The organism is Cellulomonas hominis (genome assembly GCF_014201095.1).
Taxonomy (GTDB): Bacteria; Actinomycetota; Actinomycetes; order Actinomycetales; family Cellulomonadaceae; genus Cellulomonas; species Cellulomonas hominis.
On record NZ_JACHDN010000001.1, the window covers coordinates 3,907,423 to 3,927,181 of the forward strand.

A 19,759-nucleotide genomic window follows, 5' to 3' on the forward strand; every position below is an offset into this window, starting at 1 on the left:
GGTGCGGACGCCGCTGCTGCTGGCGGGCGGCGCGGCCGTCGTCACGTCCGGGCTCCTGCTGGTCGACCCGCACGAGCCCGGCTCGTGGGGCGTGTGCCCGGTGTACGCGCTGACCGGCCGGTACTGCGCCGGGTGCGGCGTGCTGCGCGCGTCGCGCGACCTGCTGACCGGCGACCTGGCGGGGGCGTGGGCGATGAACCCGCTGTGGGTGCTCGTCGTCCCCGTCCTGGTCGCGTTCTGGGTCCGGGGGCTCGTGCGGGGCTGGCGGACCGGGACCCCGCCCGCCGCCCCGCCCGCGTGGGTCGCCGTGGGCGGCCTGCTGCTGGTCGCGGCGTACTCCGTCGCGCGCAACGTCCCCGCCTGGGCGCCGCTCCTCGCGCCGTGACCCGTCCCACACGCTGGGCCGTGGTCGGGCGACGTGCCGGCCGCCCGTACCATGGCCGAGGCGGCGCCGCGCGGGGTGCCGTTGCCGATGGCGGGGGAGATGAGGCGGCGATGGGCACTGTGCTGGACGACATCGTGGCGGGGGTCCGCGAGGACCTCGCGGTGCGCGAGGCGGCCACGCCGCTGGCGGAGCTCAAGGAGCGCGCCGCGCGGGTGCCCGGGGCGAAGGACTGCGTCTCCCGGCTCCGCGTCGAGGACGCGGTCACGGTGATCGCGGAGGTCAAGCGCTCCAGCCCGAGCAAGGGCGCGCTCGCGACGATCACCGACCCGGCCGCGCTGGCCGCGGAGTACGAGAAGGGCGGCGCGACCGTCATCTCGGTGCTCACCGAGCAGCGCCGGTTCAACGGGAGCCTGGCCGACCTGGACCACGTGCGCGCGGCCGTCGACATCCCGGTGCTGCGCAAGGACTTCGTCGTCACGCCGTACCAGGTGTGGGAGGCGCGGGCGCACGGCGCCGACCTGGTGCTGCTCATCGTGGCGGCGCTGGAGCAGACCGTGCTGACCTCGCTGGTGGAGCGGGTGCACTCCCTGGGCATGACCGCCCTGGTCGAGGTGCACGACACCGAGGAGGTCATGCGCGCGGTCGACGCCGGCGCGCGGGTGATCGGCGTGAACGCCCGGGACCTCAAGACGCTCGAGGTCGACCGCGGCACGTTCGCGCGGGTCGCCCCGTCGATCCCGGCGGACGTGGTCAAGGTCGCGGAGTCGGGCGTGCGCGGGCCGCACGACGTCATGGACTACGCCCGGGCCGGCGCGGACGCCGTGCTGGTGGGCGAGGCGCTGGTCACGGACGACGCCCCGCGGCAGTCGGTCGCGGACCTGGTGGCGGCGGGGGCGCACCCCTCGCTGCGCGCCGTCCGGCAGTGAGCACGAGGGACGAGGAGCAGCACGTGACGACGGGTCGGACCGGTCCGCAGGTGAGCACGACCCCCGGCGGGCCGCTGGCCACGCACGCGGGCCCCTACTTCGGGGACTTCGGCGGGCGGTTCGTGCCCGAGGCACTCGTCGCCGCGCTCGACGAGCTCGACACCGCGTTCCACAAGGCGCTGGCCGACCCCACGTTCGGCGCCGAGCTCGCGCGGCTGCACCGCACCTACACCGGCCGGCCGAGCCCGCTGACCGAGGTGAAGCGGTTCGCGGAGCACGTCGCGCCCGGGGTCCGGGTCTTCCTCAAGCGCGAGGACCTCAACCACACCGGCTCGCACAAGATCAACAACGTGCTCGGCCAGGCGCTGCTCGTGAAGCGGATGGGCAAGACGCGCGTCATCGCGGAGACCGGCGCGGGCCAGCACGGCGTGGCCACCGCGACCGCCGCGGCGCTGCTCGACCTCGAGTGCGTCGTGTACATGGGGGAGGAGGACACCCGGCGCCAGGCGCTCAACGTCGCCCGGATGCGGCTGCTCGGCGCGACCGTCGTCCCCGTGACGATCGGCTCCCGCACGCTCAAGGACGCGATCAACGAGGCGCTGCGCGACTGGGTCGCGAACGTCGACACGACGCACTACCTGCTCGGCACGGTCACCGGCCCGCACCCGTTCCCGGAGATGGTCCGGGACTTCCACAAGCTCATCGGCGAGGAGGCGAAGGCCCAGCTCGCGGAGGAGATCGGCCGGCTCCCCGACGCCGTCGCCGCGTGCGTGGGCGGCGGGTCGAACGCGATGGGCATCTTCAACGCGTTCCTCGACGACCCGTCGGTCCGGCTGTTCGGCTTCGAGGCAGGCGGCGAGGGCATCGCGTCCGGCCGGCACGCGTCGCGGTTCAGCGGCGGCTCCCCGGGCGTCCTCCAGGGCACGAAGTCGTACCTGCTGCAGGACGACGACGGCCAGACCCTGCCGAGCCACTCCGTCTCCGCCGGACTGGACTACCCGAGCGTCGGCCCCGAGCACGCCTGGCTGCACGACATCGGCCGCGCCGAGTACCGCCCGGTGACGGACGCGGAGGCGATGGACGCGTTCCAGCTGCTGTGCCGCACCGAGGGCATCATCCCCGCGATCGAGTCGGCGCACGCGCTGGCCGGCGCGCTCCAGCTCGGCCGCGAGGCCGCGACCTGGGAGACGCCGGACGGCCGCGAGCCCGTGATCCTGGTGAACCTGTCGGGGCGCGGGGACAAGGACGTCGCGACCGCGGCGGCCTGGTTCGACCTGATCGAGGACAAGCCGGTCGTCCAGGCCGACGAGGGGGAGCAGCTGTGAGCGGGACCGTGACCACCTCGCGCACCGGCGCCACCCTGGACCGCCTGCGCGGCGAGGGCCGGGCCGCCCTGGTCGGCTACCTGCCGCTCGGCTACCCGTCGGTGGCCGGTTCGGTCGCGGCGGCCCGCACGATGGTCGAGGCGGGCGTCGACGTCGTCGAGCTCGGCCTGCCGTACTCGGACCCCGTCATGGACGGACCGGTCATCCAGCACGCGGTGGACCACGCGCTGGCCGGCGGCACGCGCGTGCGGGACGTCCTGGGCGCGGTCGAGCAGATCGCCGCGACCGGCGCGCCCGTGCTCGTCATGACCTACTGGAACCCCGTGCTGCGGTACGGCGTGGACGCGTTCGCGCGCGACCTCGCGGGTTCCGGCGGCGCCGGGCTCATCACCCCCGACCTCATCCCCGACGAGGGCCAGGACTGGATCGCCGCGTCCACGGCGCACGACCTGGACCGCGTCTTCCTGGTCGCGCCGTCCTCGACGCCCGAGCGCCTGGCGATGACCGCGGCGGCCTCGCGCGGCTTCGTGTACGCGGCGTCGACCATGGGCGTGACGGGGGAGCGGACCACGGTCGGCGCCCGCGCCGAGCAGCTCGTGGCCGACACCCGCGCCGCCGGCGCCGAGCACGTCTGCGTCGGGCTGGGCGTGTCCCGCCCGGAGCAGGCGCAGGACATCGGCCGGTACGCGGACGGCGTCATCGTCGGCTCGGCGTTCGTCCGGGCCCTGGCCGACGCGCCGGACGAGGCCGCGGGCCTGGACGCGCTCGCCGCGGTGGCCTCCGGCCTGGCCGAGGGCGTCCGCCGCTCCCGCTGACCGGACCGGCGGGCGGTGCGCGCGCCGCCGTGGCTTAGGCTCGCGTCGTGATCATCCCCGCCGCGATCCCCAGCCCGTCGCAGGGCGTCTGGTACCTGGGCCCCGTGCCGCTGCGCGCCTACGCGCTGGCGATCCTGCTCGGCATCGTCGTCGCCGTGTGGCTGACGCAGCGCCGGTGGAGGGAGCGGGGCGGCGACCCCGACCAGGTGCTGGAGATCGCGTTCTGGGCGGTGCCGTTCGGCATCGTCGGCGGGCGGCTGTACCACGTCATCTCCTCCCCGGACGCGTACTTCGGCGCCGGCGGCGACCCGTGGAAGGCGCTCGCCATCTGGGAGGGCGGCCTCGGCATCTGGGGCGCGATCGCGCTCGGTGCCGTCGGCGCGTTCATCGGCTGCCGCAGGCAGGGCGTCTCGTTCCCGGCGTTCGCGGACGCGCTCGCGCCCGGGCTGCTGGTCGCGCAGGCGATCGGCCGGCTCGGCAACTGGTTCAACCAGGAGTTGTTCGGCGGCCCGACGACCCTGCCGTGGGGCCTGCGCATCGACGACGCGCACCTGCCCGCGGGCTACGAGTCCGGCACGCTGTTCCACCCGACGTTCCTGTACGAGCTGCTGTGGAACCTCGCGGGGGCGGCGCTGCTCATCTGGCTCGACCGGCGGTTCCGCCTGGGCCACGGCCGGGTGTTCTGGCTCTACGTGGTGATCTACACGACGGGCCGCCTGTGGATCGAGCTGCTGCGGATCGACCCCGCCGAGATGATCGGCCCGTTCCGGCTCAACGTGTGGACGTCGATCATCGTCGGTCTCGGGGCGCTGGTAGCGTTCTTGGTCGTCGGACGTCGTCATCCAGGACGCGAGACCACACCTCTCCTGCGGGAAGCAGCGGCGCAGGACGACGAGGTGGAGGAGCACGGCACCGCCCGCTGACCGCGGGCCCCGCGCGTGTGACCCACCTCACTTTCTCGCGATGTGAGCCCCCGTGTTTCCGGCGGGTATCGTCGCCACACCTAGCCCGGGCCGATGACGTCCCAGCCCCCCATAGCTCTACCCGGCCCTCCCTGGGTCGAGAGGACGGTGCTGATGCCCGCGTCGCCTGTGCGTCTCGGTGCTTCCCCTGCGGTGCCGCAGCAGGGTCTCTACGACCCGGCTGCCGAGCACGACGCGTGCGGTTTCGCGTTCGTCGCGACGCTGCGCGGCACCCCCGGCCGCGACATCGTGGACGCCGGGCTGACGGCGCTGCTCAACCTCGACCACCGCGGTGCGGTCGGCGCCGAGGAGAACAGCGGCGACGGCGCCGGCATCCTCACGCAGATCCCCGACGCCTTCCTGCGCGACGTGGTGGACGCCGAGCTGCCCCCGGCCGGCCGCTACGCGATCGGCATGGCGTTCCTGCCGCAGGACGCCGAGGAGCGCACCGTCGCCGTGCGCGCCGTCGAGGCGATCGCGGCGGAGGAGAAGCTCGACGTCCTCGCGTGGCGCGACGTGCAGGTGACGGCCGACCTCGTCGGCCCGACCGCCCGCGCCTCGATGCCGGTGTTCCGCCAGCTCGTCGTGGCGGACCCGTCCCGCGAGCTCGCCGGGATCGACCTGGACCGCCGGGCGTTCCGGCTCCGCAAGCGCGCCGAGCGCGAGCTGGGCGTGTACTTCGCCTCGCTGTCCGCCCGGACGCTCAGCTACAAGGGCATGCTCACCACCGGGCAGCTCGAGCCGTTCTTCACGGACCTGTCGGACCCGCGGTACGCCTCCGAGCTCGCGCTCGTGCACTCCCGCTTCTCGACGAACACGTTCCCGTCGTGGCCGCTCGCGCAGCCGTTCCGGATGATCGCCCACAACGGCGAGATCAACACGGTGCGCGGCAACCGCAACTGGGTCGCCGCCCGCGAGGGCACGCTGCAGTCCGACCTGCTGGGCGACCTGGCGCCGCTGCTGCCGGTGTGCACGCCGGGCGGCTCGGACTCGGGCTCGTTCGACGAGGTGCTCGAGCTGCTGCACCTGGGCGGCCGCAGCCTGCCGCACGCGATCATGATGATGATCCCGGAGGCCTGGGAGAACCACGCCCAGATGGACCCCGCGCGGCGGGCGTTCTACGAGTACCACGCGTCGCTGATGGAGCCGTGGGACGGCCCGGCGGCGATGACCTTCACGGACGGCACCCTGATCGGCTCGGTGCAGGACCGCAACGGCCTGCGCCCCGGCCGGTTCTGGGTGACGGAGGACGGCCTGGTCGTGATGGCGTCCGAGGCCGGCGTGCTCGACCTCGACCCGGCGACCGTCGTCCGCAAGGGCCGCCTCGAGCCGGGCCGCATGTTCCTGGTGGACACCGGCCAGGGCCGGATCATCGAGGACGACGAGATCAAGGCCCAGCTCGCCGAGCAGCGCCCGTACGCGGAGTGGGTGCGGGAGAACTCGGTCTACCTGGAGCAGCTCCCCGAGCGCGAGCACATCGCGCACTCGTCGGCCTCCGTGCGCCGCCGGCAGCGGACCTTCGGGTACACCGAGGAGGAGCTCAAGGTCATCCTCACGCCCATGGGCGCGACCGGCGCGGAGCCGCTGGGCGCGATGGGCTCGGACACCCCGGTCGCCGTGCTCTCCGAGCGCCCGCGCCTGCTGTTCGACTACTTCACCCAGATGTTCGCCCAGGTGACGAACCCGCCGCTGGACGCCATCCGCGAGGAGCTCGTCACCTCCATCGGCGGCGCGATCGGCCCCGAGCCGAACCTGCTCGAGGACACCCCGCTGCACGCGCGCAAGCTCGTGCTGCCGTTCCCGGTGCTGGACAACGACGGCCTGGCGAAGATCGTCAAGATCGACAAGGACCCCGCGATGGCCGGGATCTTCCGGTCGACGATCGTGCGCGGCCTGTACCCGGCGAGCGGCGGCGGCGAGGCCCTGGAGCAGCGGCTCGAGGAGATCTTCGCGGAGTGCGACGCGGCGATCGCCGACGGCGTGAGCTTCCTCGTGCTGTCCGACCGGGACTCCGACGCGGACCGCGCACCGATCCCGTCGCTGCTGCTGCTGTCGGCCGTGCACCACCACCTCCTGCGCCGGCACACCCGCACCCAGGTGTCGCTGGTCGTGGAGGCCGGCGACGTCCGCGAGGTGCACCACGTGGCGCTGCTCATCGGCTACGGCGCCGCCGCGGTGAACCCGTACCTGGCGATGGAGTCGGTCGAGGACCTCGCGACGAACGGCTACCTGCCGGGCGTCGGCCCGGAGCAGGCGGTCAAGAACCTCATCAAGGCGCTCGGCAAGGGCGTCCTCAAGGTCATGTCGAAGATGGGCATCTCGACCATCGCGTCCTACCGCGGTGCGCAGGTGTTCGAGGCCATCGGCCTGTCCCAGGCGCTCGTGGAGCGGTACTTCACCGGCACCACCAGCCGGCTCGGCGGCATCGGCCTGGACGTCATCGCGGCCGAGGTCGCCGCCCGGCACGCGGACGCGTACCCCGCGAACGGCAACCGCCTGGCGCACCGCCGCCTCGCGACCGGCGGCGAGTACCAGTGGCGCCGGGACGGCGAGGACCACCTGTTCGACCCGGAGACCGTGTTCCGGCTGCAGCACTCCACCCGCACGCGGCAGATGGACGTGTTCCGGTCCTACACGAACCGGGTGAACGAGCAGTCCTCCCGGCTGATGACGCTGCGCGGCCTGCTGGAGCTGCGGACCGCGGACCGCACCCCGGTGCCGGTCGACGAGGTCGAGCCGGTGAGCGAGATCGTCAAGCGGTTCAGCACCGGCGCGATGTCCTACGGCTCCATCTCCATGGAGGCGCACGAGACGCTCGCGATCGCCATGAACCGGCTCGGCGCCAAGTCGAACACCGGCGAGGGCGGCGAGGACCCGGAGCGGCTGCACGACCCCGAGCGGCGCTCGGCGATCAAGCAGATCGCCTCCGGCCGGTTCGGCGTCACCTCCGAGTACCTGACGTTCGCGGACGACATCCAGATCAAGCTCGCCCAGGGTGCCAAGCCCGGCGAGGGCGGCCAGCTGCCCGGCCCGAAGGTGTACCCGTGGGTCGCGCGGACACGGCACTCGACGCCGGGCGTCGGCCTGATCTCGCCGCCGCCGCACCACGACATCTACTCGATCGAGGACCTGGCGCAGCTCATCCACGACGCCAAGAACGCGAACCCGCGGGCGCGGATCCACACCAAGCTCGTCAGCGAGTTCGGTGTGGGCACCGTGGCGGCGGGCGTGGCCAAGGCGCACTCCGACGTGGTGCTCATCTCGGGCCACGACGGCGGCACGGGCGCGTCCCCGCTGACGTCGCTGAAGCACGCCGGGACGCCCTGGGAGATCGGCCTCGCCGAGACCCAGCAGACGCTGGTGCTGAACAACCTGCGCGACCGCGTCGTGGTGCAGGTCGACGGCCAGCTCAAGACCGGGCGGGACGTCGTCGTCGGCGCGCTGCTCGGCGCGGAGGAGTTCGGCTTCGCGACGGCACCGCTCGTGGTGTCGGGCTGCATCATGATGCGCGTCTGCCACCAGGACACCTGCCCGGTGGGCGTCGCGACGCAGAACCCCGAGCTGCGGTCCCGGTTCACCGGCAAGCCGGAGTTCGTCGTCACGTTCTTCGAGTTCATCGCCCAGGAGGTGCGCGAGATCCTCGCGGAGCTCGGGTTCCGGAGCATCCAGGAGGCCGTGGGCCACGTGGAGCTGCTGGACACCCGCAAGGCGGTGGACCACTGGAAGGCGCAGGGCCTGGACCTCGCCCCGGTGCTCGCGCAGCCCGAGCCGGTCCCCGGCTCCGCGCTGCACCACGTCCACGACCAGGACCACGGCCTGGACCGCGCGCTGGACAACCAGTTCATCGCGCTGGCCGCCGACGCCCTGGAGGACGCCCGGCCGGTGCGCATCGAGCTGCCGGTCCGCAACGTCAACCGCACCGTCGGGACGATGCTCGGCCACGAGGTCACCCGCCGCTACGGCGGCGCCGGCCTGCCGGACGGCACGATCGAGGTCGCGCTGAACGGGTCGGCGGGGCAGTCGTTCGGCGCGTTCCTGCCGGCGGGCATCACGCTGCGGCTCGAGGGCGACGCGAACGACTACGTCGGCAAGGGCCTCTCGGGCGGCCGGATCGTGGTCCGGCCGGACCGCAACGCCGTGCTGAGCGGCGAGCACAACGTCATCGCCGGCAACGTGCTGGGCTACGGCGCCACGTCCGGGGAGATGTTCCTGCGCGGCGTCGTCGGCGAGCGGTTCGGCGTCCGGAACTCCGGCGCGACCCTGGTCGTCGAGGGCGTGGGCGACCACGGCTGCGAGTACATGACCGGCGGCACCGTGCTGGTGCTCGGCCGCACGGGGCGGAACTTCGCCGCGGGCATGTCGGGCGGCACGGCGTACGTGCTGGACCTCAAGCCCGAGCGCGTGAACGTCCAGTCGGTCGCGACCGGCGAGATCGGGCTGGACCCGCTCGGCGACGAGGACGCGGCGCTGGTGCTGGACCTGCTGCGGCGGCACGCCGACGAGACGGGCTCGCGGGTGGCCGCCGAGCTGCTCGCGGACCCCGACGCGACCCGCGCCCGGTTCACCCGGGTGCAGCCGCGCGAGTACGCCCGCGTGCGCGCGGCACTGGCGAAGGCCGAGGCGGACGGGCTGGACCCGAGCGCGCCCGGCGTGTGGGAGGGCATCCTGGAGGTGGCACGTGGCTGACCCCCGTGGGTTTCTGAAGGTGCGGGAGCGCGAGCTGCCCGCCAACCGTCCGGTGCCGCTGCGGCTCATGGACTGGCGCGAGGTGCACGAGCACCGCAGCGCCGCCGACGACCCGCAGACGCCGACCCTGCTGCACCGGCAGGCGGGGCGCTGCATGGACTGCGGCGTGCCGTTCTGCCACAACGGCTGCCCGCTCGGGAACCTCATCCCCGAGTGGAACGACCTCGTGTGGCGCGGGCAGTGGGCGGACGCCATCGAGCGGCTGCACGCGACGAACAACTTCCCGGAGTTCACGGGCCGGATCTGCCCGGCCCCGTGCGAGTCGGCCTGCGTGCTGGGCATCAACCAGCCCGCGGTGACGATCAAGAACATCGAGGTCTCGATCATCGACGAGGCCTTCGACCGGGGGCTGGTGCACCCGCAGGTGCCGCAGCGCCTGTCCGGGCACACCGTGGCCGTCGTGGGCTCCGGCCCCGCCGGCCTGGCGGCCGCCCAGCAGCTGACCCGCGCCGGGCACACCGTCGCGGTGTACGAGCGGGACGACGCGATCGGCGGCCTGCTGCGCTACGGCGTGCCGGACTTCAAGCTCGAGAAGCGGCACATCGACCGCCGCCTGGAGCAGATGGCCGCCGAGGGCACCCGGTTCCGCCCGGGCGTCGAGATCGGCCGGGACGTCACCTGGGCGCAGCTGCGCGCCCGGTACGACGCGGTCGTGGTGGCCACCGGGGCGACCGTGCCGCGCGAGCTGCCCCTGCCCGGGCGCGAGCTCGCGGGCGTCCACCCGGCGATGGAGTACCTGCACCGGTCGAACGCGCTGGTGGCGGGCAAGGACGTGCCCGACCCGATCGACGCGGCCGGCAAGCACGTCGTCGTCATCGGCGGCGGCGACACCGGCTCGGACTGCGTCGGCACGGCCCTGCGCCAGGGCGCGGCGTCCGTCACGACGCTGGCCATCGGCAAGCAGCCCCCGACCGAGCGGCCCGCGAACCAGCCGTGGCCCACGGACCCGGTGCTGTTCGAGGTGTCCTCCTCGCACGAGGAGGGCGGCGAGCGCGCCTACCTGGCGTCCACCGTGGCGTTCGTGGGCGACGACGACGGCCGGGTCACGCACCTGCGCCTCGCGACCACCGAGTACCTGCCGGACGGCCGCCGCGTGCCCACCCCGGGCACCGAGCGGGACATCCCGGCCGACCTCGTGCTCATCGCGATGGGCTTCACCGGCCCGGAGACCGCGGAGCTCGTGGAGCAGGCGGGCGTGGACCTCACGGCGCGCGGCCTGGTCGCGCGGTCGGACGACTTCGCGACGTCGGTTCCGGGCGTGTTCGTCGCCGGCGACGCGGGCCGCGGGCAGTCGCTCATCGTGTGGGCGATCGCCGAGGGCCGGGCCGCCGCGGCGGCGGTGGACACCTACCTCGGGGGCTCCACGGAGCTCCCGGCGCCGGTGACGGCCGGGACGGTCGCGCTGCGGGCCTGAGCCCGGCCCGCGCCCGGGACGTTCGGTCCAGAGGAGCGCGGCGGGGGCGGCCTAGGTTCGGGCACCATGGCTGACCCCCGCGGCTTCCTCGCCCACCGCTCCCGCGAGCTGCCCCCGAACCGGCCCGTGCCGGTCCGGCTGCAGGACTGGCGGGAGGTGCACGCGCACCGCGCGGGCCACCCGGAGGACCTGGAGCGGCTGCACCGGCAGTCGTCGCGGTGCATGGACTGCGGCGTGCCGTTCTGCCACCACGCGTGCCCGCTCGGCAACCTCATGCCGGAGTGGAACGACCTGGTGTGGCGCGACCAGTGGCCGGACGCCGTGGAGCGGATGCACGCCACGAACAACTTCCCGGAGATCACCGGGCGGGTGTGCCCGGCGCTCTGCGAGGCGTCCTGCGTCCTGGGGCTGAACCAGGAGGCCGTGACGATCCGCGAGATCGAGCTCGCGATCGCCGAGGAGGGCTTCGCGCGCGACCTGCTCGTGCCGCAGGTCCCGCAGTGGCAGACCGGGCAGACGGTCGCCGTCGTCGGCTCGGGCCCGGCGGGCCTCGCCGCCGCGCAGCAGCTGACGCGGGCGGGGCACACCGTGGCGGTCTACGAGCGGGCCGACGCGCCCGGCGGTCTGCTGCGGTACGGCATCCCGGAGTACAAGCTCGAGAAGGCCGTGGTCGACCGCCGCATCGCGCAGATGACCGCCGAGGGCACCCGCTTCCGGTGCGGCGTCGAGATCGGCGTCGACCTGTCCGGCGACGAGCTCCGCGACCGGTACGACGCCGTGCTGGTGTGCGTGGGCTCGACCGTGCCGCGCGACCTGCCGGTGCCGGGCCGGGAACTGGCGGGCGTCCTGCCGGCGATGGACTACCTGCGCCCCGCGAACCGGGTCGCGGTCGGCCTGGACGCCCCCGGTCAGGTCGTGGCGACCGGGCTGGACGTGGTCGTCGTCGGCGGCGGCGACACCGGCGCGGACTGCCTCGGCACGGCCCTGCGCCAGGGCGCCCGGTCCGTGACCCAGCTCGAGATCATGCCCGCCCCGCCGACCGCGCGCGGCCCGGAGCAGCCGTGGCCGACCTGGCCGGTGCTGTTCAAGGTGTCCTCGGCGCACGAGGAGGGCGGCGAGCGGGAGTTCGCCGCGGCGACCACCGAGGTCGTCGGCGACGCGGACGGCCGGGTGCGGGCGCTGCGCCTCGTCGAGGTCCGGGCGGTCGACGGCCGGATGGAGCCCGTGCCCGGGACGGAGCGGGAGATCCCGGCGCAGCTCGTGCTGCTCGCGCTCGGGTTCACCGGACCCGAGCAGGGGCCGCTCCTGGCGCAGCTCGGCCTCGAGGTCGGCCCGCGCGGCACGTTCGAGCGCCGCGACGACTTCAGGACCAAGGTCCCGGGTGTGTACGTCGCAGGCGACGCCGGCCGCGGGCAGTCCCTCGTGGTCTGGGCCGTGGCGGAGGGGAGGGCCGCCGCGGCGGCCGTAGACTCCTACCTGTCTGGCAGTACCGCTCTGCCCGCTCCGGTGACCGCGAGCACGGTGGCGATGCGGCCGTAGACCATCAACCGCGCACGTCCGGGCCGGTCTGTGCCCACCAGGACGTTCGGTCCGAACCGTCTGTCACGAAAGGCCTAGGCTTTCCCCCATGCGTAGAGCGAAGATCGTCTGCACCATCGGCCCCGCCACGGAGTCCGCCGAGCAGATCCAGGCCCTTGTCGACGCCGGGATGGACGTCGCCCGACTGAACCGCAGCCACGGTGACACCGAGGTGCACAAGCGCGTGTACGACAACGTGCGCGCCGCCGCGAAGGCCTCCGGGCGCTCCGTGGCCGTGCTGGTGGACCTCCAGGGCCCGAAGATCCGCCTCGGGCGTTTCATCGAGGGCAAGCACGAGCTCGCCGAGGGTGACGTCTTCACCATCACCACCGAGGACGTGCCGGGCACCAAGGAGCTCGTCTCCACCACCCACAAGGGCCTGGCGGACGACGCCCGCGTCGGCGACCCGCTGCTCATCGACGACGGCCGCGTCCTCGTGCGCGTCACGGCCGTCGAGGGCCCGCGCGTCGTGACCCGCGTCGAGGTCGGCGGCCCCGTCTCCAACAACAAGGGCATCAACCTGCCCGGCGTCGCCGTCTCCGTCCCCGCGATGAGCGAGAAGGACGAGGAGGACCTGCGCTGGGCCCTGCGGACCGGCGCCGACATCATCGCCCTGTCCTTCGTCCGCAACGCCGCCGACTACGACGACGTCCGCCGGATCATGGAGGAGGAGGGCCGGGTCGTCCCGGTCATCGCCAAGGTCGAGAAGCCGCAGGCCGTCGAGAACCTGGCCGAGATCGTCGACGCGTTCGACGGCATCATGGTCGCCCGCGGCGACCTCGGCGTCGAGCTCCCGCTGGAGCAGGTGCCGCTGGTCCAGAAGCGCGCCGTCGAGCTGGCCCGCCGCAACGCGAAGCCGGTCATCGTCGCCACCCAGGTGCTCGAGTCGATGACGAACAACCCGCGCCCGACGCGCGCCGAGACCTCCGACTGCGCCAACGCGGTGCTCGACGGGGCCGACGCGGTCATGCTGTCCGGCGAGACCAGCGTGGGCGACTACCCGATCGAGACGGTCCGCACCATGGCCCGGATCATCGAGGCGACCGAGGAGCTCGGCCGGGAGCGCATCGCCCCGCTCGGCTCGACCCCGCACACCCGCGGCGGCGCCATCACCCGCGCGGCGGCCGAGATCGGCGAGACGCTCGGCGTGAAGTACCTCGTGACCTTCACGCAGTCCGGCGACTCCGCGCGCCGCATGTCCCGCCTGCGCTCGTCCATCCCGCTGCTGGCGTTCACCCCGCAGGCCTCGGTCCGCAACACCCTGTCGCTGAGCTGGGGCACGCAGACGTACGAGGTCCCGCAGGTCGAGCACACCGACGCGATGGTCCAGCAGGTCGAGTCCACCCTGCGCGCGCAGGGCCTCGCCGAGGTGGGCGACTACGTCGTCGTCGTGGCCGGCACGCCGGTCGGGGTCGTCGGGTCGACCAACTCGATCATCGTGCACAAGATCGGCGACGAGGCCGCGGGCCGCATCGCCTGACGCACACCGCACCGCCCGCGAGGGGCCCCGCAGCCGCGTGCTGCGGGGCCCCTCGCGCACGTCCGGGACCGTTGGTCCTGGTGGACGCCCGGTCGGCGTGGTGAAGTGCTCGGCATGACGCGTGCGCGACGGGTACTGGTCGGGGCGGGGCTGCTCGCGGGGGTCGCCGTCGCGCGGCACCAGGGGATGCGCTGGGGCGCGACCCAGGTCGAGCGCGCCGTGGACCTCCCCGGCGACGGGGTGTTGCCGTTCGCGCACGTGACCGCCACCCGCGGCATCACGATCGCCGCGGAGCCGGACCGGGTCTGGCCGTGGCTCGTGCAGATCGGCTGGGGGCGCGGCGGCTTCTACTCCTACGACGCGCTCGAGAACCTCGTCGGGCTGGACATCCGCTCCGCGGACGAGATCGTGCCGGAGTGGCAGGACCTCGGCGTGGGCGACCGGGTGCACCTGGCGCCGCAGGTCGGGCTCGAGGTGGTGCTCGCCGAGCCGCGCCGGGCGCTGGTGCTCGCCGGGGCCGCCCCGGAGGGCACCGACGCCGCGCCCGCGCCCTACGACTTCACGTGGTCCTTCGTGCTCCGGCCCGGGCCGGACGCCGGGACCACCCGCCTGGTGGTGCGCGAGCGGTACCTGTGCCGCACGCCGGCGGCGCGCCCGATGGTCGAGGTGGTCGCGGCGCTGAGCACGCTCATGAGCACGCGGATGCTGCGCGGCGTCCGGGACCGCGTCGAGGCGACACCCGCGTAGCGCCCGCGACGGCCGGGGCATAGCGTCGGCTGCGGCGGCCGGTCGCGGCCGCCGGGCGCGAGGAGGGAGCGGGCGTGGACGGGGTCGGGGTGCTGGTCGACGGGTTCGGCCGGGTCGGGGATCTGGTGCACGGCGTCCTGGACGGGCTGGGGGAGGACGAGCTCACCGCCCGGCTGGGTCCGGAGGCGAACACGATCGCGTGGCTGGTGTGGCACCTCGCCCGCGTCGAGGACGCCCAGGTGGCCCACCTCGCCGGCACCGACCAGGTCTGGCACGCGCAGGGGTTCGCCGACCGGTTCGCGCTGCCGTTCGACCGGGACGCCACCGGCTACGGTCAGAGCCCCGGGCAGGTCGCGCAGGTCCGCGCGGAGCCGGCGCTGCTCGCCGCGTACGCCGACGCCACGCGCGCGGCCACCGACGCCTACCTCGCCCGGCTGCAGGACGAGGACCTCGCGCGGGTGGTCGACGAGCGCTGGGACCCCCCGGTCACCGTGGGGGTGCGGCTCGTCAGCGTGCTGGGCGACGTCCTCGAGCACGCCGGCCAGGCCGCGTTCGTGCGCGGCGTCGTCACGTCCCGCTGAGCCGCGGGTGCGGGTCGAGCCGGTCACGCCGGACGTCGTCGTCGACCGGCTGGTCGAGCGCGTCCTCGGGGGCCTGGCGGCGGAGTCGTCGGGGGATCCGGGCGGGTCGGGCGCGACTGCCGGGCCGGGCGAGCCGGGGCGGCGGTGGCGGGTGCTGCTGGACGGCGCTCCGCCCACCCGTCCCGGGGCGCTGGCCGACGCACTGGTCGAGCCCCTGCGCGCCCGGGGGCACGCCGCGCTGCGGGTCTCCGCCGGGGACTTCCTGCGGCCGGCGGGCGTGCGGTTCGAGCACGGCCGGCAGGACCCGGACGCGCTGCTGGACGACGCGCTCGACACCGGGGCCCTGATCCGGGAGGTCCTGGACCCGCTCGGCCCCGACGGCGACGGGACGTACCTGCCCGCGCTCTGGGACGCCGAGCGGGAGCGCTCGGCCCGGGCCGCCCGGACGACCGCCCCGCCCGGCGCCGTGCTCCTGCTCGACGGCGGGCTGCTGCTCGGCCGGTGGCTGCCCGCCGACCTGACCGTGCACCTCGCGGTGCGCCCGGGGACGCTCGCGCGGCTCACCCCGCAGGACGAGGCGTGGCGGCTCGCGGCCGAGGAGCGGTACCGCGCGGAGGCGGACCCCGAGGGCACGGCCGACGTCGTGCTGCGGGTGGACGACCCGCGGCGGCCGGGCTGGGTGCTGGAGCCCTGAGCCGCCGCGGGCGCGGTCAGCCGGCCTCGGTGGCCGGGGTCCCGGCGGCCGGGACGGGGGCGGCGTGTGCGACCGCCCACTCGAGCGCGAGGTCGGCGACGGCCTCCCAGCCCGGCTCCGCGCAGGTCCAGTGCGACCGGCCGGGCAGCTCCTGGTACTCGGTGACCGCGGGGGACTTCGCGTACTTCTTCGCGTTCCCCTTGTTCACCGACGGCGGCATGATGTGGTCCTCCCCGCCCGCGATGAACAGCAGGGGAGCCCGGTCCCGGTCGTAGTCGACCCACGTCTCCTGGTGGCCGGGCTTGAAGTTGGCGATCAGCCCGTACGCCCACAGCCACGCCCCCGGAGCGCCGATCGCGTACCGCTCCCAGGCGGCGTCGGAGTCGGCGCGGCTCAGGGTGTTCGTGAACGCGTAGTGGAACTGCTCGGGCGTGAACGCCAGCGCCTCGTGGCGGCTCGACGGGTGCGTGAACGCCGGCAGCAGCGACTTGAGCTGCGACGGCGGCGTGACGTACACGTTCTCCGTCGGCGCCGAGTCGACGACCACGCCCGCCGCGCCCAGCCCGCGGGCCAGCAGCAGCTGGGTCAGCGTGCCGCCGAACGAGTGGCCGATGATGATCGGCGGCGCGTCCAGGGCCTCGATCACGGACGCCAGGTGGTCGACGGTCTCCGGGACGGTCAGCGTGGCGATCACCGAGCGGTCGGCGCGCAGCGCCTCCACCTCGACCTCGAAGCCCGGGTACGCCGGGGTCAGCACCCGGTAGCCCTTCGCCTCGTAGTAGGGCACCCAGTGCTCCCAGGAGCGGGGGGTCATCCAGAGGCCGTGCACCAGGACGATCGTGTCCGGGCTCGCGGCAGGCTGCGGTGCGGTGGTCATGGCGGCTCCCGTTCGGTGGTGTCTGACGGCTGACGAGCAGCAGGCGCGGCGGTCTGCTGCGACTTCGGTGGTCTCGCGCGGTGCACCCGGGGCGTGGAGCGTCCCCCGCGCGCATCATTCCGCGCCCGGGCCGTCCGGCGGAAGGTGCGGTCCGCTCCGTGGTGGGAGCGTCACCACGGGTGCATCCTGGAGTCAGGGAGGCGATCGCGATGGCGGCGGCGGCGAGCAGGACCCGGAGCACGGCCGAGTACGACGCGTTCGGGCCGTGGGTCGACCCGGTGCGGAGCCCCGAGGACGTGCCACGCCTCTACCAGGACTACCCCCTGGACCTCGCCGGCAGCCGGCTGGTCCTCAAGGTGCCGCGCGACATCGCCCGCCGCGACGCCACGCCCGACATGGACCTGTACGACCACCTGCTCGTGCTGGGGACGGACCGGTTCGTCGCGCTCAGCCGGCGCGAGGGCGCGCGCTACGACGTGCGGGACGTCCCGTACGACCGGGTCGCCGCCGTGCGGACGTCCGTGGACCTGCTGGACGGGCGGCTGGCCGTGCACGCGCTGGCCGGCGCGCCCGTGCGGGTGCGGTACTCCGGGTCGTCCGCGGACGTCATCGAGGAGCTCGTCGACCTGCTACGGCTCCTGGCGTGGCCGGTGGGGGCGTCCGGGGCGACGGGCGCGCCCGGAGCGTCCGGCGGCGTCGACCCCGGTCCGGGGCTCGGCAAGCTGTCCCGGCGTGCGCTCGGTGACCGGGAGATCGGGCTGCTGGCCGCCTACCGCGAGGTCGCCGACCGCGAGCCCGGGCTGCGCACCCTCGCCGCCCACCCGCGGCGCACGGTCCCGCCGGCCCGGTGCGCGCTGCGCCGGGTCGCGCACGTGCTGCGGCCGATGACGGTCCAGGGTGCCGTGGTCTGCTCGGACGGCCGCGAGCTCCAGGTGTTCGGCCGGGCGTCCTGGCTCGTGCGCGGGCGGACGCCGGTGCACTCGGACTCCCGGCTCGTCCTGCCCCTCGACCGGCTGACCGCCGTGACCACCCGGCGGCACCCGCGGTACCCGGGGGTCGCGGTGGTGACGCTCCGCGCAGGGGACACCGCGCTGGACCTGCCCGTGCCCGCGGGGTCGGACGCCGAGCGGGTGCTGACCGGGCTCACCGGTGCGAGGCTGGACGCATGAGCGAGGACCTGCCCGACAGCTTCGACCCGCAGCAGCCCGACGTGCCCAGCCTCGCGGTCGACCCCGACCCCGTGCCGGACGAGCACCACGGCGAGGCGCCCACCCGCGAGGAGCCCGAGGCGGACGCCCGGGACGCCTGAGGCGGCCGGGGGCCCGGCGTCGGTCGTCCGTCGCCAGGCGCGCGTGCGTCTCCACGTCGAACCGCTCCGCGCCGTCGGAACGGTTCGTCGGCGCGGTGCGGGAGAGGGCGGATGTGCTGAGCGTCACGCCGGCGGTCGTGGTCGGCGCCCCGGCCGGGCCGGGTGACCGCGCCGGCCGCTGCGGCCGGGGAGCGCCGGGTGGAGCCGCATGTGAGACGGACGCCACAGCGTGGCGCACCGCGCGCTCGGGCGGCGGAGAAGACGACGAAGGCCGCCCCGGGGTGCCGGGACGGCCTTCGTGCTCGTGGGCGATACTGGGATCGAACCAGTGACCTCTTCCGTGTCAGGGAAGCGCGCTACCGCTGCGCCAATCGCCCGGGCGATACGAGGTGGAGATGGGATTCGAACCCACGTATACGGCTTTGCAGGCCGCTGCCTCGCCTCTCGGCCACTCCACCCTGAGACCTCAGTCCTCAGCGACCGAGTAGGTCGGCCGGGAGTGTCTGCCTCCGAGCGGACGACGGGATTCGAACCCGCGACCCTCACCTTGGCAAGGTGATGCTCTACCACTGAGCCACGTCCGCGCGCCTCGTTCCACCGGTTCTCACCGGCTTTCCGGGTGCGTCGAGAACAATAGCCGACTCCGGACGCGAGAGTCCAACCGGCCCGGCCGAGGCCCGGAGATCCGCGTGATCACGCGGGACACGCGGCGTGGCGTGCCGCGCACGTCGCGCCTCCGGGGACGGACGAGGGGTCCTGGCTACCGTGACCGGGTGCCCAGCCGACCGTCCGATGGTCCTGCGCCCGGCTCCGCCCGGTTCGCGGGCCGCGTGCTCCGCGACCCCGTCGAGCACGTCCCGGACGTCGCGCTCGAGCCGGGGCGGCTGCGGACGCCGGGGTCCTGGGTCCTCGTCGGGGACTTCGTGGGCCGCGTGGGGGCGTGGCGGTTCGCGACGGCCGGCCCGGCCCGGCCCGGGGACGAGGTTGCTGACGGCACCGCCGACCCGGGGGCGTGGCGCGGTCCTGACGCCGGCGCCTGGACGTCGTCCCTGGACCGGGCGGCGTACGTCGCGGCCGTGGGGGAGGTCCGGGCGGCGATCCGGGCGGGGACGGTCTACCAGGCGAACCTCTGCCGCGTCCTGGCCGCGCCGCTGCCGGTCGACGCGCGCGGCGCGGAGCCGGACGCCCGGGCGCTCGGGGCGCGACTGGCGGCGGGCAACCCGGCGCCGTACGCGGGCGTCGTGCACGTGCCGGCCGGGGGAGCGGTGCCGCCGGTGTGGGTGGTGTCCGCGTCGCCGGAGCTGTACCTGCGCGTGGCGGACGGCTGGGTGACCTCGGCGCCGATCAAGGGCACCGCGCCGACGGCGGACGGGCTCACCGCCAAGGACCGGGCCGAGAACGTCATGATCACCGACCTGGTGCGCAACGACCTGCAGCGGGTGTGCGACCCGGGGACGGTGGAGGTCACGACGCTGCTGGGCGTGGAGGAGCACCCGGGTCTCGTGCACCTGGTGTCGACGGTCCGCGGGAGGCTGCGGGACGACGTCCGGGACGGCGAGGGGCTGTGGGCGGACCTCCTGGCGGCGACGTACCCGCCGGGGTCGGTCTCGGGGGCGCCGAAGCTCGCGGCGCTGCACGTCATCCGCCGGCTCGAGCCCGTGCCCCGCGGGCCGTACTGCGGGGCGGTCGGCTGGGTCGAGGTCGGTGCGGACGGGGGCGTCCGCGCGGCGGAGCTGGCGGTGGGCATCCGGACGTTCGTGTGGCGGGACGGCGTGCTGCGGTTCGGCACGGGCGCGGGGATCACGTGGGGGAGCGACGCCGAGGCGGAGTGGGCGGAGACGGAGCTGAAGGCGCGGCGGCTCGTCGCACTGGCCTCCGGCCCCGCGTCCCAGCCCGGCGCCGCGCCGGTGCCAGACTGAC

The 19,759-nt window shown here is 74.7% G+C and carries 16 protein-coding genes and 3 tRNA genes; 15 read left to right on the top strand and 4 right to left on the bottom strand.

The genetic code is table 11. The features are described 5' to 3' along the window. The first annotated feature begins 1 nt into the window (after nucleotide 1). The 12 genes from HNR08_RS18420 (at nucleotide 2) to HNR08_RS18475 (ending at nucleotide 15,653) form a co-directional block, all read left to right on the top strand. A complete protein-coding gene (locus HNR08_RS18420) occupies nucleotides 2-385 on the top strand; it encodes a DUF2752 domain-containing protein (protein ID WP_246802852.1) in 384 nt (127 codons plus the stop codon). A 110-nt stretch (nucleotides 386-495) separates the two neighbouring features. Further along, entirely contained in the window at nucleotides 496-1,311 is an 816-nt protein-coding gene (gene trpC / locus HNR08_RS18425; RefSeq protein WP_146831825.1) for an indole-3-glycerol phosphate synthase TrpC, read from the top strand. Between the two features lie 50 nt (nucleotides 1,312-1,361). Continuing rightward, nucleotides 1,362-2,636 (top strand): tryptophan synthase subunit beta, encoded by a 1,275-nt coding sequence (trpB, locus tag HNR08_RS18430; RefSeq protein ID WP_246802859.1) that lies wholly within the window; start codon nucleotides 1,362-1,364, stop codon nucleotides 2,634-2,636. Then, nucleotides 2,633-3,451, top strand: coding sequence for a tryptophan synthase subunit alpha (gene trpA, locus HNR08_RS18435; protein WP_146831831.1), 819 nt, complete (start codon nucleotides 2,633-2,635; stop codon nucleotides 3,449-3,451). The genes trpB and trpA overlap by 4 nt, the downstream gene beginning before the upstream one ends. Before the next feature lie 47 nt (nucleotides 3,452-3,498). Further along, entirely contained in the window at nucleotides 3,499-4,374 is an 876-nt protein-coding gene (gene lgt, locus HNR08_RS18440; protein WP_146831834.1) for a prolipoprotein diacylglyceryl transferase, read from the top strand. Between the two features lie 153 nt (nucleotides 4,375-4,527). Further along, complete coding sequence (gene gltB, locus HNR08_RS18445; protein ID WP_146831837.1) at nucleotides 4,528-9,099, top strand: glutamate synthase large subunit; 4,572 nt, start codon at nucleotides 4,528-4,530, stop codon at nucleotides 9,097-9,099. Beyond that, the gene (locus HNR08_RS18450; protein ID WP_146831839.1) at nucleotides 9,092-10,573 is read left to right on the top strand and encodes a glutamate synthase subunit beta; all 1,482 of its coding nucleotides are present in this window, start codon (nucleotides 9,092-9,094) and stop codon (nucleotides 10,571-10,573) included. The genes gltB and HNR08_RS18450 overlap by 8 nt, the downstream gene beginning before the upstream one ends. Before the next feature lie 66 nt (nucleotides 10,574-10,639). After that, the gene (locus tag HNR08_RS18455) at nucleotides 10,640-12,112 is read left to right on the top strand and encodes a glutamate synthase subunit beta (RefSeq protein WP_146831841.1); all 1,473 of its coding nucleotides are present in this window, start codon (nucleotides 10,640-10,642) and stop codon (nucleotides 12,110-12,112) included. An 88-nt stretch (nucleotides 12,113-12,200) separates the two neighbouring features. Next, entirely contained in the window at nucleotides 12,201-13,631 is a 1,431-nt protein-coding gene (gene pyk / locus HNR08_RS18460; protein WP_146831844.1) for a pyruvate kinase, read from the top strand. 114 nt (nucleotides 13,632-13,745) lie between these two features. Beyond that, nucleotides 13,746-14,378 (top strand): SRPBCC family protein, encoded by a 633-nt coding sequence (locus HNR08_RS18465; RefSeq protein WP_146831848.1) that lies wholly within the window; start codon nucleotides 13,746-13,748, stop codon nucleotides 14,376-14,378. Nucleotides 14,379-14,452: 74 nt separating this feature from the next. Further along, nucleotides 14,453-14,959: a mycothiol transferase gene (locus tag HNR08_RS18470; RefSeq protein WP_222595985.1), complete on the top strand. Its 507-nt coding sequence runs from the start codon at nucleotides 14,453-14,455 to the stop codon at nucleotides 14,957-14,959. A gap of 7 nt (nucleotides 14,960-14,966) precedes the next feature. Then, a complete protein-coding gene (locus HNR08_RS18475; RefSeq protein ID WP_146831851.1) occupies nucleotides 14,967-15,653 on the top strand; it encodes a nucleoside/nucleotide kinase family protein in 687 nt (228 codons plus the stop codon). 16 nt (nucleotides 15,654-15,669) lie between these two features. Here HNR08_RS18475 and HNR08_RS18480 read toward each other — a convergent pair whose 3' ends face one another. Beyond that, nucleotides 15,670-16,530 (bottom strand): alpha/beta hydrolase, encoded by an 861-nt coding sequence (locus tag HNR08_RS18480; protein WP_146831855.1) that lies wholly within the window; start codon nucleotides 16,528-16,530, stop codon nucleotides 15,670-15,672. A gap of 209 nt (nucleotides 16,531-16,739) precedes the next feature. On the opposite strand from HNR08_RS18480, the gene HNR08_RS18485 reads away from it, so the two are divergent. Further along, nucleotides 16,740-17,699 (top strand): hypothetical protein, encoded by a 960-nt coding sequence (locus tag HNR08_RS18485; protein WP_146831859.1) that lies wholly within the window; start codon nucleotides 16,740-16,742, stop codon nucleotides 17,697-17,699. Continuing rightward, nucleotides 17,696-17,839, top strand: a complete 144-nt coding sequence (locus HNR08_RS18490; protein ID WP_146831862.1) for a chromosome partitioning protein — start codon at nucleotides 17,696-17,698, stop codon at nucleotides 17,837-17,839. Before HNR08_RS18485 ends, HNR08_RS18490 begins: the two co-directional genes overlap by 4 nt. 305 nt (nucleotides 17,840-18,144) lie before the next feature. Here the strand turns inward: HNR08_RS18490 and HNR08_RS18495 are convergent. From HNR08_RS18495 to HNR08_RS18505, 3 genes are all read right to left on the bottom strand, one after another. Then, nucleotides 18,145-18,216 (bottom strand) — tRNA-Val (locus tag HNR08_RS18495). Between the two features lie 10 nt (nucleotides 18,217-18,226). After that, nucleotides 18,227-18,297 (bottom strand) — tRNA-Cys (locus HNR08_RS18500). Between the two features lie 54 nt (nucleotides 18,298-18,351). Next, nucleotides 18,352-18,423: transfer RNA gene (locus HNR08_RS18505), tRNA-Gly, on the bottom strand. Nucleotides 18,424-18,612: 189 nt separating this feature from the next. Between HNR08_RS18505 and HNR08_RS18510 the strand changes: the two genes are divergently transcribed. After that, nucleotides 18,613-19,758 carry a chorismate-binding protein gene (locus HNR08_RS18510; protein ID WP_146831865.1) on the top strand — a complete coding sequence of 382 codons (1,146 nt, stop codon included), beginning with the start codon at nucleotides 18,613-18,615 and terminating at the stop codon, nucleotides 19,756-19,758. The last annotated feature ends 1 nt before the right edge of the window (nucleotide 19,759 follow it).